This window comes from Amycolatopsis sp. NPDC043889 (assembly GCF_056435645.1).
In genome coordinates, this window is record NZ_JBWKEC010000014.1 from 84,196 (window position 1) to 99,489 (window position 15,294).

15 protein-coding genes and 1 riboswitch are annotated in these 15,294 nt (G+C 70.0%); of the genes, 10 read left to right on the plus strand and 5 right to left on the minus strand.

Going from position 1 to position 15,294, the window contains the following annotated elements; genetic code table 11:
• The 6 genes from rsfS (at position 1) to AC0685_RS24585 (ending at position 5,876) form a co-directional block, all read left to right on the plus strand.
• Entirely contained in the window at positions 1-405 is a 405-nt protein-coding gene (gene rsfS, locus AC0685_RS24560; RefSeq protein ID WP_016332398.1) for a ribosome silencing factor, read from the plus strand.
• Complete coding sequence (locus AC0685_RS24565) at positions 402-1,016, plus strand: histidine phosphatase family protein (RefSeq protein ID WP_340685488.1); 615 nt, start codon at positions 402-404, stop codon at positions 1,014-1,016. Before rsfS ends, AC0685_RS24565 begins: the two co-directional genes overlap by 4 nt.
• A 4-nt stretch (positions 1,017-1,020) precedes the next feature.
• Positions 1,021-1,749 carry a diglucosylglycerate octanoyltransferase gene (gene octT, locus AC0685_RS24570; protein ID WP_478227672.1) on the plus strand — a complete coding sequence of 243 codons (729 nt, stop codon included), beginning with the start codon at positions 1,021-1,023 and terminating at the stop codon, positions 1,747-1,749.
• A 10-nt stretch (positions 1,750-1,759) separates the two neighbouring features.
• Positions 1,760-2,605 (plus strand): DegV family protein, encoded by an 846-nt coding sequence (locus AC0685_RS24575; RefSeq protein WP_478227673.1) that lies wholly within the window; start codon positions 1,760-1,762, stop codon positions 2,603-2,605.
• A 146-nt stretch (positions 2,606-2,751) separates the two neighbouring features.
• Positions 2,752-3,474 carry a ComEA family DNA-binding protein gene (locus tag AC0685_RS24580; protein ID WP_478227674.1) on the plus strand — a complete coding sequence of 241 codons (723 nt, stop codon included), beginning with the start codon at positions 2,752-2,754 and terminating at the stop codon, positions 3,472-3,474.
• Positions 3,471-5,876 carry a ComEC/Rec2 family competence protein gene (locus AC0685_RS24585; protein WP_478227675.1) on the plus strand — a complete coding sequence of 802 codons (2,406 nt, stop codon included), beginning with the start codon at positions 3,471-3,473 and terminating at the stop codon, positions 5,874-5,876. The genes AC0685_RS24580 and AC0685_RS24585 overlap by 4 nt, the downstream gene beginning before the upstream one ends.
• A gap of 17 nt (positions 5,877-5,893) precedes the next feature.
• On the opposite strand, the gene thrC is transcribed toward AC0685_RS24585, so the two are convergent.
• Positions 5,894-7,159: a threonine synthase gene (gene thrC, locus AC0685_RS24590; protein ID WP_005158594.1), complete on the minus strand. Its 1,266-nt coding sequence runs from the start codon at positions 7,157-7,159 to the stop codon at positions 5,894-5,896.
• A gap of 13 nt (positions 7,160-7,172) precedes the next feature.
• Positions 7,173-7,306, minus strand: a riboswitch (SAM riboswitch).
• A 135-nt stretch (positions 7,307-7,441) separates the two neighbouring features.
• On the opposite strand from thrC, the gene holA reads away from it, so the two are divergent.
• Positions 7,442-8,425 carry a DNA polymerase III subunit delta gene (holA, locus tag AC0685_RS24595; RefSeq protein ID WP_478227676.1) on the plus strand — a complete coding sequence of 328 codons (984 nt, stop codon included), beginning with the start codon at positions 7,442-7,444 and terminating at the stop codon, positions 8,423-8,425.
• Between the two features lie 52 nt (positions 8,426-8,477).
• Here holA and rpsT read toward each other — a convergent pair whose 3' ends face one another.
• Positions 8,478-8,738 carry a 30S ribosomal protein S20 gene (rpsT, locus tag AC0685_RS24600; RefSeq protein ID WP_007034798.1) on the minus strand — a complete coding sequence of 87 codons (261 nt, stop codon included), beginning with the start codon at positions 8,736-8,738 and terminating at the stop codon, positions 8,478-8,480.
• A gap of 359 nt (positions 8,739-9,097) precedes the next feature.
• On the opposite strand from rpsT, the gene AC0685_RS24605 reads away from it, so the two are divergent.
• Both AC0685_RS24605 and AC0685_RS24610 read left to right on the plus strand, forming a co-directional pair.
• On the plus strand, positions 9,098-9,976 hold the full coding sequence (locus AC0685_RS24605) for an EamA family transporter (RefSeq protein WP_478227677.1): 879 nt from the start codon (positions 9,098-9,100) through the stop codon (positions 9,974-9,976).
• A gap of 23 nt (positions 9,977-9,999) precedes the next feature.
• Positions 10,000-10,374, plus strand: coding sequence for a VOC family protein (locus AC0685_RS24610; protein ID WP_007034800.1), 375 nt, complete (start codon positions 10,000-10,002; stop codon positions 10,372-10,374).
• Here AC0685_RS24610 and AC0685_RS24615 read toward each other — a convergent pair.
• A complete protein-coding gene (locus tag AC0685_RS24615; protein WP_478227678.1) occupies positions 10,371-10,958 on the minus strand; it encodes a class I SAM-dependent methyltransferase in 588 nt (195 codons plus the stop codon). The two genes, AC0685_RS24610 and AC0685_RS24615, sit on opposite strands and share 4 nt — an antisense overlap.
• 113 nt (positions 10,959-11,071) lie before the next feature.
• On the opposite strand from AC0685_RS24615, the gene lepA reads away from it, so the two are divergent.
• The gene (gene lepA, locus AC0685_RS24620) at positions 11,072-12,913 is read left to right on the plus strand and encodes a translation elongation factor 4 (protein WP_034316306.1); all 1,842 of its coding nucleotides are present in this window, start codon (positions 11,072-11,074) and stop codon (positions 12,911-12,913) included.
• A gap of 49 nt (positions 12,914-12,962) precedes the next feature.
• On the opposite strand, the gene AC0685_RS24625 is transcribed toward lepA, so the two are convergent.
• Complete coding sequence (locus tag AC0685_RS24625) at positions 12,963-13,409, minus strand: pyridoxamine 5'-phosphate oxidase family protein (protein ID WP_478227679.1); 447 nt, start codon at positions 13,407-13,409, stop codon at positions 12,963-12,965.
• A gap of 57 nt (positions 13,410-13,466) precedes the next feature.
• Positions 13,467-15,230 carry a family 20 glycosylhydrolase gene (locus AC0685_RS24630; protein ID WP_478227680.1) on the minus strand — a complete coding sequence of 588 codons (1,764 nt, stop codon included), beginning with the start codon at positions 15,228-15,230 and terminating at the stop codon, positions 13,467-13,469.
• Between the last annotated feature and the right edge of the window lie 64 nt (positions 15,231-15,294).

Sequence of the window (15,294 nt, forward strand, 5' to 3'; positions counted from 1 at the left end):
GTGACAGCCACGTCCGAGGCACGAGAGCTGGCCGTAGCGGCCGCCCATGCGGCGGCGGACAAGAAGGCGAGCGACGTGGTCGTGCTGGACGTGTCCGACCAGCTGGTGATCACCGACGCCTTCGTCATCGCCTCCGCGCCCAACGAGCGCCAGGTCGGCGCCATCGTCGACAACGTCGAGGAGCAGCTCCGGCTCGGCGGGCACAAGCCCGTCCGCCGTGAGGGCGCCCGTGAGGGCCGCTGGGTCCTGCTGGACTACGTCGACGTCGTCATCCACGTCCAGCACCAGGAGGAACGCTCCTTCTACGGTCTCGAGCGGCTCTGGAAGGACTGCCCGCGGATCGAGGTCGCCGGTCTGGAGACACCCGCCGAGGAGGACCCCGCCGACGCGCAAGGCGCCTCGTGAGCCCGCGGCGGCTGGTGCTCTGGCGCCACGGCGAGACCGACTACAACGCGGCGGGCCGGATGCAGGGGCATCTGGACTCCGCGTTGACCCCGGTCGGCTGGAACCAGGCCAGGTTCGCCGTGCCCGCGCTCGCCCGGTTCTCTCCGGATCTGGTGATCGCCTCGGATCTGCGCCGCGCCACCGACACGGCCACCGTGCTCACGGAGGCCATCGGCGTCCCGCTGCGGATCGACAAGCGTCTCCGGGAAACCCATCTGGGTGAATGGCAGGGCTTCACCGGCCAGCAGGTCGACGAGACGTACCCCGGGGAACGCGCACGCTGGCGCGTCGACGCGACCTGGGCGCCGCCCGGTGGTGAGTCGCGGGTCGACGTCGCCGAACGGGCGTTGGAGGTCGTCGCGGACCTGGACCAGCCCAATTCCGGCGCGGGCGACGCGGTACTGCTGGCCACGCACGGCGGTCTGATCATCGCGCTGACCGCGAAACTGCTCGGCCTGCCGGTCGCCTCCTGGCCGTCGCTGGGCGGGATCGCGAACTGTCACTGGGTCGAGCTGACCAGACGCGACGGCAACTGGCGGCTGGCCGCCTACAACGCGGGCATCACCGGCTGATCCCATGGCCCCGCGCCTGCTGGTGTTCGGCGATTCCCTCAGTTTCCACGGCCCCGACGGCCCGCTCGCCGCCGACGACGCGCGCCTGTGGCCGAATATCGCCGCCGACGCGCTCGGGGGCGGTGGCGTGGACCTCGTCGCCGGGTTCGGCTGGACCGCCCGTGACGCCTGGTGGTCGTTGATCGGTGATCCGCGTGTCTGGGCCGATCTCCATCACGCCGACGCCGTCGTACTGGCCGTCGGGAGCATGGACACCCTGCCCTCGCCGCTTCCCACCTACCTTCGCACCGGCCTCCGCTACCTTCGGCCCGACCCGCTGCGGCGCGTGGTACGCAAGGCGTATCTGGCCGCTCAGCCGCGGCTCGCGATCGCCCTCCGAGGACGTCCGGTGGTCCTGCCGTCGAAGCTCACCGTCCAGTATCTCGACACCGCTGTCGGAGCTTTGCGCACGCTGCGACCGGAGCTGCCGGTCTTCGGCATGCTGCCCTCCGTGCATCGATCCGACTCGTACGGCCGCGTCCACACCGCCCGCGCCGGTGCCGCCGCGGCCATCGCCGACTGGGGCCGGCGCGCGGACGTCCCGCTGCTGGATCTCGGAGCCGTCGTCGGCGACCACGTGCTGAGCGGGCGGGGCAATCCGGACGGGATGCACTGGGGGTGGGAGGGACATGCCGCCGTCGGCGCGGAAATGGCCCGCCTGATGGCCCCGGTGCTCCGCTCCGCGGCAACGTAGGCTGACTGCCGTGTCGGTCGCCGTAGTCACGGATTCCACCGCCCACCTGCCGGAAGGCTTCGCCGAACGGAACGGGATCCGGGTGGTCCCGCTGCACGTCCTCGTGGACGGTGTCGTTTTCCTCGACGGCGTCGAAATGGGCCCCGCCGCTCTGGCCGAGGCACTCGGCAAACGCAGCCTGGTGACGACGTCCCGGCCGACGCCCACCGAATTCGTCAAGGAGTTCCGGGCGGCGCTGGCCGAGGGTGCGGACGCCGTCGTGTCGGTGCATCTGTCCAGGGAGTTGTCCGGGACCTGGGAGGCCGCGGTGCTCGCGGCCCAGGAGGTCGGGCCGGACAAGGTGCGCGTGGTCGATTCGCGCAGCACCGCGATGGGACTCGGCTTCGCCGCCCTGTGCGCGGCGAGTGCCGCCGCGGACGGGGCCGACCCCGCCGAGGTGGAGGCCGCCGCGGTCGACGCGGTGGGCCGCTCGGAGACCCTGTTCGCCGTCGAAACCCTCGAATACCTGCGTCGCGGCGGGCGGATCGGTCCGGCGGCCGCCCTGCTCGGCACGGCGCTCGCGGTGAAACCGGTGCTCCACATGTCCGACGGCCGGATCCAGCCGTTGGAGAAGGTGCGGACGATGAATCGCGCGGTGGCGCGGCTGGTCGAACTCGCCGTGAAAGCGGCCGAAGGCGGGCTCGCCGACATCGCCGTCCACCATCTCGCTTCGCCCGAGCGCGCCGTCGAACTGGCCAACCGGCTCGAGGAATCCATCAACTGCCCGGACGGGTGCGTGGTCTCGGAGATCGGCGCCGTCATCGGGGCCCACACCGGCCCCGGCGTGCTCGGCGTCGTGATCCAGCGAGCGGGCTGAGGAAACCGTCTAGCGTCGCATACGACCCCGACGGAAACCGGTGATCCGGTCTCGGCCGTGCCCTGGTTGTCCACAACACCCCACTTGTCCACAGCCTCGGGATTCACCACTGCCGCCCGCCGCTCCCGCTCCGTAGCGTCGGTCACGTGTTCGACCAAACCGCCCGTCCATCGGGACCCTCCGTCAACGCCAGGCTGGCGTGGCTGGCAGCGCAGCTGTCGTCGCCCACCCAGGGCCCGCCCGCGGGCAGGCTCGTACGCCGCTGGGTGCCCACCCGGTTCACGGCGGACGGGATCCCGGTGAGCCGGCGGTGGTTCGTCGTGGTGGCCGTGCTGATCGCGGTGGCCGTGATCGTGACCGGCGCGATCGCCTTGTTCGGACACCGGCCGGGGGCGGAGACCCCTCCTCCCCTGCCGTCGGCGAAGGCCGCCGGAGACGTCCCCGCCGCGGCGGGGAAGGCGCCTCTGGTGGTCAGCGTCGTCGGCCGGGTCCTCAAACCCGGCCTGGTCACGGTCCCTCCGGGCGCACGGGTCGCCGATGCCCTCACGGCGGCCGGTGGGGCACAGCCCGGAACGGATCTGACCGGAGTGAATCTGGCCCGGCGGCTGACCGACGGCGAGCAGGTGGGCGTCGGCGTCCCCGTTCCGGCCGCGGCCGGAACGGCGGCACCGCCGGGGAAGCTCGACCTGAACTCGGCCACGGCCGAGCAACTCGACACCCTGCCCGGGGTCGGCGAGGTGATGGCGAAACGCATCGTCGACTGGCGGTCCGGGCACGGCGGGTTCACCAGCGTCGAGCAACTCCGTGACGTAGAAGGGATCGGCGAATCCAAATATCGAAAGCTCCGGGAAGTGGTGTCCGTCGGATGAACCCGTCCGCCGATCCGTCCGAAGTGGACACCGCGTCGTGGCGAGGACAGGACTTGCGGTTGATACCGGCCGCGATGACTGCCTGGCTCGGCACTCTTTCCGGGCTGTTGGGCGGCTGGTGGATCACGATGCTCTGCGGTGCGGCCGCCGTGGTGCTCGCGATCGCCGCCGGTGTCCGTGCCCGCCGGACGGCGTCCCGGTGGGTGGCGGGCCTGGGTGCCCTGGCGGTCCTCGGCGTGCTCACCGCCGGCCCGGTGGCGCTGCGGATCCGGGCCGCCGAGCACGACGACCTCCGTGCCGCCGCCGCACGGGGGAGTGACGTCACCACGAGGGTGGTGGTCACCGAGCGGCCACGTCCGGTCCGCGGTGCCGGATACGCCGATCGCCGGGCAGGCACCCGCCTGGTGGTCATCGCCGCGACGGTGGACACCGCGGTGACGGGTGAGCGCGTGGTGGATTCGGCCGGCCGGATCCTCCTGCTCGCTCCCGCCGAGGGGTGGACGGCCCTGTTGCCCGGGCAGCAGGTCACCGCCTCAGGGCGGCTCGCGCCGTCGAAGGGGGCTGAACTGACGGTCGCGGTCCTTTCGGTGCGAGGCCCGCCGTCGGCCCTCGGGCCGGCGCCTTGGTGGCAGCGAGCCGCGGAATCGCTGCGCGCCGGGCTCCGGGAGCTGTGCGCCGTCCTCCCGGAGGAGCAGGCCGGTCTCGTGCCCGGGCTGGTCGTGGGGGACACGAGCACACTGTCCCCGAGGGTCGAACGCGAGTTCACGGACTCCGGCATGTCCCACCTGATGGCCGTGAGCGGTGGGAACGTGGCGATCGTCTGCGGCTCGATCCTTCTCCTGCTGAGGGTGCTCCGGGTCGGGCCGCGGACCTCCGCCGCCGCGGCCGCCGCGGGGCTCGCCGGGTTCGTGGTCCTCGCCGGGCCCGCGCCCAGCGTGCTCCGCGCCGGGGTGATGGGGGCGGTCGGGCTGCTGGCGCTGGCACTGGGGCGCCGGGGTTCGGCGTTGCCCGCGCTGGCGTTCGCGGTGGCCGGGCTCGTAGTGGCCGACCCCGCGATGGCCGCCGACTTCGGGTTCGCGCTTTCGGTGCTGGCCACGGCCGGCCTGGTGCTGCTGGCGCCGAGGTGGGCGGAATGGCTGGTCGGACGCGGTGTCCCGGCAGGCTACGCCGAGGGGCTGACCATCCCGCTGGCCGCGTTCGTGGTGACGACGCCGGTCATCGCGGGCATGGTGGGATCGGTCAGTCTCGTCTCGGTGGTGACCAACGTGCTCGCCGCGCCGGTGGTCGCCCCGGCCACCGTGTTCGGCGTGCTCGCCACCGTCGTCGGCCCGTGGTGGCCGTCGGCGGGAAGGCTGTTGGTCCGCCTGACCGAACCCGAGGCGAGCTGGCTCATCACCGTGGCCCGCCACGGCGCCCGCGCACCGGGAGCGGTCCTGGACTGGCCGGACGGCTGGTGGGGCGGGCTTCTGGCGGCCGGACTGCTTGTCGTCCTGCTCGTCGCCATCCGGCTGCGGCACGCCAGGATCCTCCTGGCGGTCGCGCTGGCCGCCGGGTTGCTCGTCTTCGTACCGGTGCGAGTGCTGGCTCCGGCGTGGCCGCCGGCATCGTGGAGTGCCGTCGCCTGCGACGTCGGGCAGGGCGATGCCGTCGTCCTCGCCACCGGCGAGCAAGGGCGGGCGGTCCTGGTCGACACCGGGCCGGAACCGGGGCCGGTCGACGAATGCCTGAGCAGGCTCGGCGTCGACCGGGTTCCGCTGATCGTGCTGAGTCATCTGCACGCCGACCACATCGGCGGCCTCGAATCCGTCTTCGAGGGCAGGTCGGTCGGGGCGGTCGCCGTCGGCCCCGGCCGGGCTCCCGCCTGGGCGTGGCAGCAGGTCGCGGACGAGACCGCGCGCCGCGGGATTCCCTTGCTGGAGCTGGAGATCGGGCAACGGCTGGACTGGCCGGGGTTGTCACTGGATGTACTGGGGCCGCGGTATGTCACCGGTCGATCGGTCCGCGAACAGGACGGCACGGTGATCAACAACGGTTCCGTCGTCCTGCGCGCCGGGACCCCGGCGGGCCGGGTACTCCTGACGGGCGACATCGAACTCGCCGCGCAGGCCGACCTGATGGCCGAGGGGGCAGAACTGCGTGCCGATATCCTGAAGGTCCCGCACCACGGAAGCCGTTACACGGCACCGGATTTCCTCAACGCCGTCGCGCCGCGGGCGGCGTTGGTGAGCGTCGGCGCCGGAAACACGTACGGGCATCCGAACAAGTCCACTTTGGACAATCTGGCCGCCGTCGGCGCGTCGGTCGCCAGGACGGACACGGACGGCGACACCGCGGTCCTCGCCGACGCGCGAGGCCTCGCCCTGGTACGCCGGGGTGAGCCCCGCGGCCCGCCTCGTACTTGAGGCGGGCCGACGGGAACTCAGATGCCCAGAGCCTCGCGCACCGCGTCGGCCGAGGCGCTGACGGTGGCCTTGGGGCCGATCTTGTCCTCGACGGCGTCGAGGGTCTTGAGGCCGTCACCGGTGATCAGCAGGACGATCTCCTCGTCCGGGTTGAGCTTGCCGGTCTCGATGAGCTTCTTGGCCGTCGCCACGGTGACGCCGCCGGCGGTCTCGGTGAAGATGCCTTCGGTGCGGGCGAGCAGCCGGATGCCCTCGACGACCTCTTCGTCGGTGACGTCTTCGATCGCGCCACCGGTGCGGTTGACCACATCGAGGACGTAGGGGCCGTCGGCCGGATTCCCGATCGCCAGCGACCGGGCGATCGTGTCCGGCTTGACCGGTTGGACGACGTCGTGCCCCGCGCGGAAGGCCGCCGAGACGGGGGAGCAGCCGGTGGCCTGCGCGCCGAACACCTTGTACGGCGTCTCGTCGACGAGGCCGAGCTGCCCGAACTCGCGGAAACCCTTGTCCACCTTGGTGAGCTGGGAACCGGAGGCGATCGGCACCACGATCTGGGAGGGAAGTCGCCAGCCGAGCTGTTCGGCGACCTCGAAGGCCAGCGTCTTGGAGCCTTCCGAGTAGTAGGGCCGGACGTTCACGTTGACGAACGCCCAGCTCTCCTGCTCGGCGGCGAGCTGGGTGGCGAGCCGGTTCACGTCGTCGTAGTTGCCGTCGACCGCGATCAGGTCACCGTCGTACACGGCGGTGGTGAGGATCTTGGCGCGTTCCAGGGTCTTCGGGATCAGCACGACCGACCGCCAGCCGGCACGGGCCGCCGCGGCGGCGACGGCGTTGGCCAGGTTGCCGGTCGAGGGACAGGCGAGCACATCGAACCCGAACTCGCGCGCGGCCGCCAAAGCGACGGCGACCACGCGGTCCTTGAAGGAGTGGGTGGGGTTGCCGGTGTCGTCCTTGACCCAGACCTTCTTGACACCCAAGGCTTTCGCGAGCCTGTCGGCCTGGATGAGCCGGGTGGCGCCGGGTTCGGTGTTGGGGATCTCTTCGACATTCGAGGGAACGGGAAGGAGTTTCTTGTAGCGCCAGATGTTCTTCGGTCCGGCTTCGATGTCCTCGCGGCGCACGCGGCCGAAGTCGTAGGCGACTTCGAGCGGCGAGAAATCCTCGGCGGAAACGAATTCGGGAGCGAGCGGCTGCCGGTGTCCCTCTTCCTTCGACACCAGTTCGACGGCCGGTCCGAGATCCGGGGTCTTGGTGGTGGAGGTCGTGCCGAGGGTTGCGGTCATCGCGAGGTTCCTTTCCTCATCTGCCCCGCCGTGGGCGGGCCGGAATTGGCACCGTGTTCGTCAGCTACCCCGCGATCGCGGGATGACAGGCTGACGCCGGTTGCCGGGGCTTCATCGGGCCGTTCCCTCTGCCCCTCTGGATGAGCGGTATTCGATTGTCGGCACGCGCATGATCGCGTCGCCTCGCCAACACCGTACGACATGAGGCTCAGGTGGGGCCACAGTGCCCGCAACACATCACCGGACAAAGCACACGAGAGGAGGAGTGGCAGGATCGTCACCGTGACGACGCAAGCTTCCGCCCCATCGCCGCTGGTCCTGGTTCTCGGTGAGGAAGAGCTGCTGATCGAACGCGCGGTCCGCAGCGCCTCGGACGCGGCCAAGGCGGCCGACCCGACGGCGGATCTCACCCGGATCCGGGTGTCGGACCTCACAGTCCCAGCCCTCGCGGAGATGGTCAGCCCCTCCCTGTTCGCCGAAGGCCGGGTGATCGTCCTCGAGTCCGCGCACGACATCTCGCAGGAGCTAGCCGACGGGGTGATGGCCTACGTCAAGGCCCCCGCCGACGGCATCGTGCTCGTCGTCGTGCACAGCGGAGGCGGCCGGAGCAAGGCCGCGAAGGGGCTTCCCGCTGCCTTGAAGAAGGCCGGTGCGGAGGTTGTCGAGTGCCCGAAACTGACCAAGCCCGCGGAGCGGGAATCCTTTGTCCGCAACGAGGTCCGCCGGGTCGGCGGGAAGATCGACGGTGCGGCCGTGCTCGCGCTGATCGACGCGGTCGGTTCGGATCTGCGTGAACTGTCGTCGGCGGCGACCCAGCTGGTCGCGGACGCCGGCGGAACGGTCGACGAGCAGGCGGTCCGGCGCTACCACCGGGGCCGTGCGGACGTGAACGGGTTCGCCGTCGCGGAGAAGGCCGTCGCCGGGGACAAGGCGGCGGCGCTGGAGTCGCTGCGCTGGGCGATGCAGCTGGGCGTACCGCACGTGCTGGTCGCGGACGCCCTCGCCGACGCCGTCCGGACGATCGCGCGGGTGTCCGGTGCCGGTCGCGGGAACCCGAACCAGATGGCGGGTGAGCTGGGGATGCCGCCGTGGAAGGTGCGCAAGGCCCAGGGGCAGGCCCGCGGCTGGGGCCAGGACGGGCTCGCCACCGCGATGCGGGTGGTCGCCCGGCTCAACGCCGAGGTCAAAGGGGTCGCGGCCAACCCGGAGTACGCGCTGGAGCGCGCCGTCCTGGAGGTCGTCGCCGCCCACGGCGCAAGCCGCTGAACACGGCGAAGGGCCCCGGCGACGCGCGTCGCCGGGGCCCTTCGAAAGCCGATCAGAGAGAGTTCGCGCGCTTCGCCAGCGCGGACTTCTTGTTGGCGGCCTGGTTGGCGTGGAGAACGCCCTTGGTCACGGCCTTGTCCAGCTTCTTGGCCGCGTCCTTCTGCAGCTCCAGGGCCTTGGCCTTGTCGCCGGCGTCGGCGGCCTCGCGGAACTTGCGGATCGCGGTCTTCACCGAGGACCGGATCGCCTGGTTGCGCTGACGCGCCTTCTCGTTGGTGGTGATGCGCTTGATCTGCGACTTGATGTTGGCCACGGGGGCGCTCCTCTTGAATCTCTCGGTGGTTTCACCGCCGCGCTGTGACCGGCCCTGCGTGCTCGTGGGAGCGCGCGGGTTTCCTCCATGACGGAATGCCACACGACGGTGAAAGGCAAGCTTAACAGCCGTCCAGGGGTGGCTCGCGGCCACCTCGGGACGGGTGCTTGAGGTACGGTGCGGAGCGTAGTGCCTAGGGTTCCGCCGCCTGCCCGTTCAGCGAAACACACAATCAGGGCAGATGGGACAGGTCCGAGCGGCACCATCGGCGGGGCCGGAAGCGCCGCCGTTCATCTGACGGGACAAAAGCCTGGAGGACCGGTGTTTTCCGCGTGCGCGGAAAACGTGAAAGGTCCGTCGTGAACGCCACCGCCCTGTTTTTCGTCGTCATCGCCGCCGTCATCCACGCGGGCTGGAACCTCGCGGCCAAGCGGATCCGTCGTGGCGGAGCCCGGTTCGTCTGGGCTTACTACAGCCTCTCCGCGATCCTGCTCGTCCCCGTCATGGCCGTCTCGCTGGCCGTGGAGCCGCAACGTCCACAGTGGACCTGGCTGCTCGCCGCGGTGGTCACGGCGGTGTTCCACGTCACCTACGGGATCGTCCTCCAGCGGGGCTACGCCGTCGGCGACCTTTCCGTCGTCTATCCCGTCGCCCGCGGTACCGGGCCGCTGATCTCGGTGCTCGCGGCCGTCGTACTGCTCGGCGAGCGGCCGGGGGTGCTCGGCCTGGTGGGCGCGTTCCTCGTGGTCGCCGGAGTGCTGGTGATCGGGACCGGCCGGGCGTCGGCGCATGCCGACGCCGCCGATCGTGTCGCTCGCCGCAAAGGCCTGGTCTACGGAATGCTGACCGGGCTCACGATCGCCGCCTACACACTTTGGGACGCCCATTCGGTCACGGGCCTCGCGGTCCCGCCGATCGTCTACTTCGGAACCGGCGCGATCGTGCAGAGCCTCCTCATGACGCCGTACGCGCTGAAGGACCGCGAAGAGATCTCGTGGCTCTGGCGCGAACACAAGCGTGAGGTGTTCGTCGTCGGTGTGCTCTCGCCGGCCGCCTACCTGCTGGTGCTCTACGCCCTCCAGATCGCTCCGGTGAGCCTCGTCGCACCGGCGAGGGAGCTGAGCATCGTCCTGGGCGGCCTCGCCGCCTGGCTGGTCCTGGGGGAGGCGAACGCCGTCCGCAGACTGGCCGGGTCGGTGGTGGTGCTGGCGGGGATCACCGCGATTGCGATGGCCTGAACCCATCCGGTAGGGATTGAGCCATGGACGTGCTGAGCAGCAGGGTGCTGATCCACCCGAAGGACCTCGACGTGTCGACGGCGTTCTATCGGGACACCCTGGGCCTGGCCATCGACAAGGAGTTCCCCGGCGGGACGGTGTTCTTCGCCGGGAACGGGTCGATCGAGATCGTCGGTACCGGGAAAACCGGCCCGACCCCGGACGTCGCGTTGTGGCTCCAAGTGCGGGATCTGCCCGCGGCGCTCGAGGAACTCGCGGAGAAGGGTTTGGAGCCTGTCCGCGGGGCGCGGCGTGAACCCTGGGGTCTGGACGAAGCGTGGATCGCCGATCCGGACGGCACCAGGATCGTGCTGGTCGAGGTGCCGCGTGAGCACCCGTTGCGCACTGATCCGCGCTAGGCCGGCGGCTTGATCGCGCGCAGCTGAGCGGCGAGCGAGGCACCGAAGCCCGGCGGTTCCCAGGTCCAGGTCTGCAGGTCGGTGAAGCCGGCGGCGGTCACTTCGTCGGCCAGCTCGTGCCGGGACACCGGCAGCCACTTCTCGTGCGCCGACAGCAGCAGCCGCCCGCCGGGCCGCAAGACGCGGAACAGTTCGGCGAACCCGGCCGCCCGGTCCCTCCACAACTGCACGTTGTTGACGCTCAGGACCACGTCGACGCTCTCGTCCGGCTGGCCTGTGGAGTCCGCGGTGCCGTGCCGTAGCTCCACCTCGTCGCCGCAGCGGCGGCGCGAGCGGGCGAGCATCTCCGGAGAGGGGTCGACGCCGATGGCGCGGCCCGCGCGTTCGGCCGTGGCCTCAAGCCCGACGCCCGGGCCAGGGCCCACGACCAGGGCGGTTTCGCCCGACTCGATCGACGCCAGCTCGACGACGCGAAGTTCGGTGGCGGCGTTGCCGTGCTCCATCGCTCGGCCGCCGAACCGGCCGAGCAGTCCCCGGGGATGGCCGAACGTCCGGTCGAGTATCTGGGAGAGTGAAGTACTCATACTTCGAGGGCACCACAGCTCATCACGGGCCGCATCGGGGATGACCCCCACTCGCACCCGGAGCGGCATGGGACCATAGAGGTGGCACACCCCGACCTTCGCGAGGAAACCCGTTGACGACGTTCGCCGACACGACCTTCACGCCCCCGGAGCTCATCCGGAACTTCTGCATCATCGCGCACATCGACCACGGCAAGTCGACCCTGGCCGACCGGATGCTGCAGCTCACCGGCGTGGTCGAGGAACGGGCCATGCGGGCTCAGTACCTCGATCGAATGGACATCGAGCGGGAACGCGGCATCACCATCAAGGCGCAGAACGTGCGCTTGCCCTGGAAGGTCGACGGGCAGGACCACGTCCTGCACATGATCGACACCCCGGGCCACGTCGACTTCACCTACGAGGTCTCTCGCGCGCTCGAGGCGTGTGAAGGCGCCGTCCTGCTGGTCGACGCCGCGCAGGGGATCGAGGCGCAGACGCTCGCCAACCTGTACCTCGCGCTGGAGAACAACCTCCAGATCATCCCGGTGCTCAACAAGATCGACCTGCCGTCGGCGGATCCGGACAAGTACGCCGCCGAGATCGCGCACATCATCGGCTGCGAGCCCTCGGACGTGCTGCGCGTGTCCGCCAAGACCGGTGTCGGTGTCGGTGACCTGCTCGACGCGGTGGTGAAGCAGGTGCCCGCGCCGCAGGGTGACGCCGACGCCCCGGCACGGGCGATGATCTTCGACTCGGTGTACGACACCTACCGGGGCGTCGTGACCTACATCAGGGTCGTCGACGGCAAGATCACGCCGCGCGAGCGGATCAAGATGATGTCCACCGGCGCCACCCACGAACTCCTCGAGGTCGGGATCATCTCGCCGGAGCCCAAGGCGAGCAAAGGGCTGGGCGTCGGTGAGGTGGGTTACCTCATCACCGGGGTGAAGGACGTCCGGCAGTCGAAGGTCGGTGACACCGTCACCTCCGAACGCCAGGGCGCGAAGGAGCCGCTCGCCGGTTACCGCGAGCCGAAGCCGATGGTCTACTCCGGCCTGTACCCGGTGGACGGTTCGGACTACCCGGACCTGCGCGAGGCCCTGGACAAGCTCCAGCTCAACGACGCCGCGCTGGACTACGAGCCCGAGACGTCGGTGGCGCTCGGCTTCGGCTTCCGCTGCGGCTTCCTGGGCCTGCTGCACCTGGAGATCACCCGCGACCGGCTGGAGCGCGAGTTCGGCCTCGATCTGATCTCCACGGCGCCGAACGTCGTCTACGACGTGGTGCTGGACGACGGCAAGGAGATCCACGTCACCAACCCGTCGGACTGGCCGACCGGTAACAAGATCGACAAGGTGCTCGAACCGGTCAGTAAGGTGAGCATCCTGGCGCCGTCGGAGTTCATCGGCACGATCATGGAGCTGTGCCAGAACAAGCGCGGCACGCTGCTCGGCATGGACTACCTGTCCGAGGACCGGGTCGAACTGCGGTACAACCTGCCGCTGGGCGAGATCATCTTCGACTTCTTCGACACGCTGAAGTCACGGACGCGCGGTTACGCGTCGCTGGACTATGAAGAGGCTGGCGCGCAGGCGGCGGACCTGGTCAAGGTGGACATCCTGCTTCAGGGCGAGGGCGTCGACGCGTTCTCCGCGATCGTGCACAAGGACGACGCCTACAACTACGGCAACCGCATGGTGAACCGGCTTCGCGAGCTGATCCCGCGGCAGAACTTCGAGGTGCCGATCCAGGCCGCCATCGGCGCCCGCATCATCGCCCGCGAGACCATTCGCGCGATTCGCAAGGACGTGCTCGCGAAGTGCTACGGCGGTGACATCTCGCGTAAGCGCAAGCTGCTGGAAAAGCAGAAGGAAGGCAAGAAGCGGATGAAGACCGTCGGCCGGGTCGAGGTCCCGCAGGAAGCCTTCGTCGCCGCGCTGTCCACAGAGGACTCAGGCAAGAAGAAGCAGTAACGGCAGGCAAAAGGCCGCCCGGATCATGATCCGGGCGGCCTTTTGCGCGTCAGCGATTCCCGCTGATGCGGTTCGCCGTGACGAAGACGGCGACCCGGCGTTCGGCGGCCATCACGCGGTCGTACTCGTCCCAGTCGTCGTGGGTCCCCGTCGCCGCGATGAAGACCTCGCGCAGCAACCGGGGGAGGCCTGCCGGGTCGAAGTCCGGGTCCGGGTCGTCCGGTCCGATCAGGTGCGTGCTTCCCTGGACCGCCGCCCACTCCCAGCCGCGCCGGAAGGTGACCGTGGCGTGGCCGGCCCGGCGGAACAGGTCGAGTTTCTTCACCCCGCCCATCGCCACGAAGGCGACTCCCGGTGTCTTGGTGACCGGGTCTTCGAAGACGCCGGCGTTGACCACCGAGGAGTGGACGGTGCCGTCCGCGCGGACCGTCGAGACGGTCGCGAGTCCGTTTTCGCGCAAGGAAAGGGTGCGGACGAGTTCGAGGTCTGCGGCCATGGGGCCACCGTAGCCCGCCCGGCCAGGGGAAGAGGGCCGAGCGGACCAACGGAAGGATCAGCAGGTGCCGTTGTCGCGCCAGACACCCCATTGGCCGCCTGCGCCGGGTTCCTCGCCTTGCGTCCACCACTGCGCCGTCCACTTGTGCCCGTTGTGGGAGACGGTCGCTCCGCCGGTGTAGACCGAAGTACGGTCCCAGGCGGGGAGTGAGCAGTTGCCCGGGTTTCCGGATCCGGTTTCCCAGGGCACCTGGCTCGACTTGTAGTAGTCGAGGCCCTGGGCCTGCCACCGCGGGGCTTGAGCGCCGAGGCGTACCCGGAAGGTGTTCCAATCGTGGGTCGACCACGGTGACCAGCCGAGCTCGGCGTGCGCGGGGAGCCGGGGGAAGGCGAGGTAGTCGATGTTCGCCGGAGTGACCACGGTTTCGGTCCACAGCGGCGATTCGACGCCGCGAACGGCGGATTCGGGCACGCCGGAGAGGTAGGCGCCCGGATTCCAGCTGTAGGCGTCCTGGACCTCGATGTAGCCGACCCACGAGAGCCCGATCGGGGTACTGGAGTTGTACTTCATGTCCAGGTAGGCCTTGTTCGCCGGCGACAGGATCACCTTGCTGCCGCGGGCGACGGCGTTCGTGACCTCCGTGCTGGACGTCGTCGTGCCCCAGAACTGCGGAGTCGCCGTGGCGGGCAGGGTGGCCTTGCCGATCTCGTGCCAGCCGACGACCTGCTTGCCCGCGGCGGCCACCATCGGCAGCACCCGGTTCATGAACGTGCGGTAGTCCGCGTCGCTGGTGGCCTGGGCCTCGTCGCCGCCGAGGTGGAAGTACGGCCCGGGCGTCAGCGCGGCGACCTCGCGGATGACGTCGTTGACGAAGGTGTAGGTGATCTCTTTCGAGATGCAGAGCGAGCTGTAGCCGACGGCGGTGTCGGTGCGCAGCGGGGGAGCGGTGTTGTTGCAGTTCAACTCGGCGTACGAGGCCAGGGCGGCGTTGGTGTGCCCGGGCATGTCGATCTCCGGGATGACCGTGATGAACCGCGAGGCCGCGTAGTTCACGATCTCCGTGTACTGCGCCTTGGTGTAGTAGCCGCCGGCGCCACCACCGACCTGGGTGCTGCCGCCGTAGGTGGTCAGCCGCGGCCAGCTGTCGATCTGGATGCGCCAGCCCTGGTCGTCGGCGAGGTGCAGGTGCAGGTTGTTGATCTTGTACTGCGCCAGCTGGTCGATGTACCGCTTGACCGTGGCGACCGGATGGAAGTGCCGGGCGACGTCGAGCATCGCGCCTCGGTAGCCGAATCGCGGGTAGTCCAGGATGTCGGCACCCGGGACCGTCCAGGGCCCCTGCTGGACCGTGGAGCTTTCGATTTTGCCCGGCAGCAGCTGCCGCAGTGTCTGTATGCCACCGAAGAGACCTTGCGGTGTCGTAGCGCGCAGGACGACCGAAGCGGACGTCGAGTTGAGCTGGTAGCCCTGGTCGCCGACACGAGAGTCGGCGCCGGACAGGAGTAGCGAGATGCCGTCGGCTGGTGTGCCCGACGGCGCGTCGGAGACAGGCAGGGGGAAGCCGGTGGACGTGCGGAGGATCCCGGCGAGGTAGTCGCCGACGGCCTTGGCCTGTGCCGAACCGGCCTGGGTGTAGATCTTGGTGTTCGTGGTCAAGGTGTGGTCGGAGCTGGTGACCGCACGGACCGAGACCGGGACCGGGACAATCGCCTGCAGTGGCGGAGTGGCCGCGTCGGCGACGGGGGCGGCTGCGGTGGTGGCGCCGGCGAGCAGCGCCACCCCGACGAAGGCGCGGCCCAGCCGCGCTTTCAAGGTCTTCACCGGGTGCCTCCAGGGGACAGGGGGCGTGACGCACGTCACGCGCTGGCTCGATCGTCGCATTCTC

Bases quoted from the DNA above. Each gene is read 5' to 3' on its own strand.
- octT (WP_478227672.1), top strand. From the start codon at position 1,021: ATGGCCCCGCGCCTGCTGGTGTTCGGCGATTCCCTCAGTTTCCACGGC.
- AC0685_RS24625 (WP_478227679.1), bottom strand. From the start codon at position 13,409: ATGGCCGCAGACCTCGAACTCGTCCGCACCCTTTCCTTGCGCGAAAAC.
- AC0685_RS24615 (WP_478227678.1), bottom strand. From the start codon at position 10,958: ATGAGTACTTCACTCTCCCAGATACTCGACCGGACGTTCGGCCATCCC.
- AC0685_RS24585 (WP_478227675.1), top strand. From the start codon at position 3,471: ATGAACCCGTCCGCCGATCCGTCCGAAGTGGACACCGCGTCGTGGCGA.
- AC0685_RS24610 (WP_007034800.1), top strand. From the start codon at position 10,000: ATGGACGTGCTGAGCAGCAGGGTGCTGATCCACCCGAAGGACCTCGAC.
- thrC (WP_005158594.1), bottom strand. From the start codon at position 7,159: ATGACCGCAACCCTCGGCACGACCTCCACCACCAAGACCCCGGATCTC.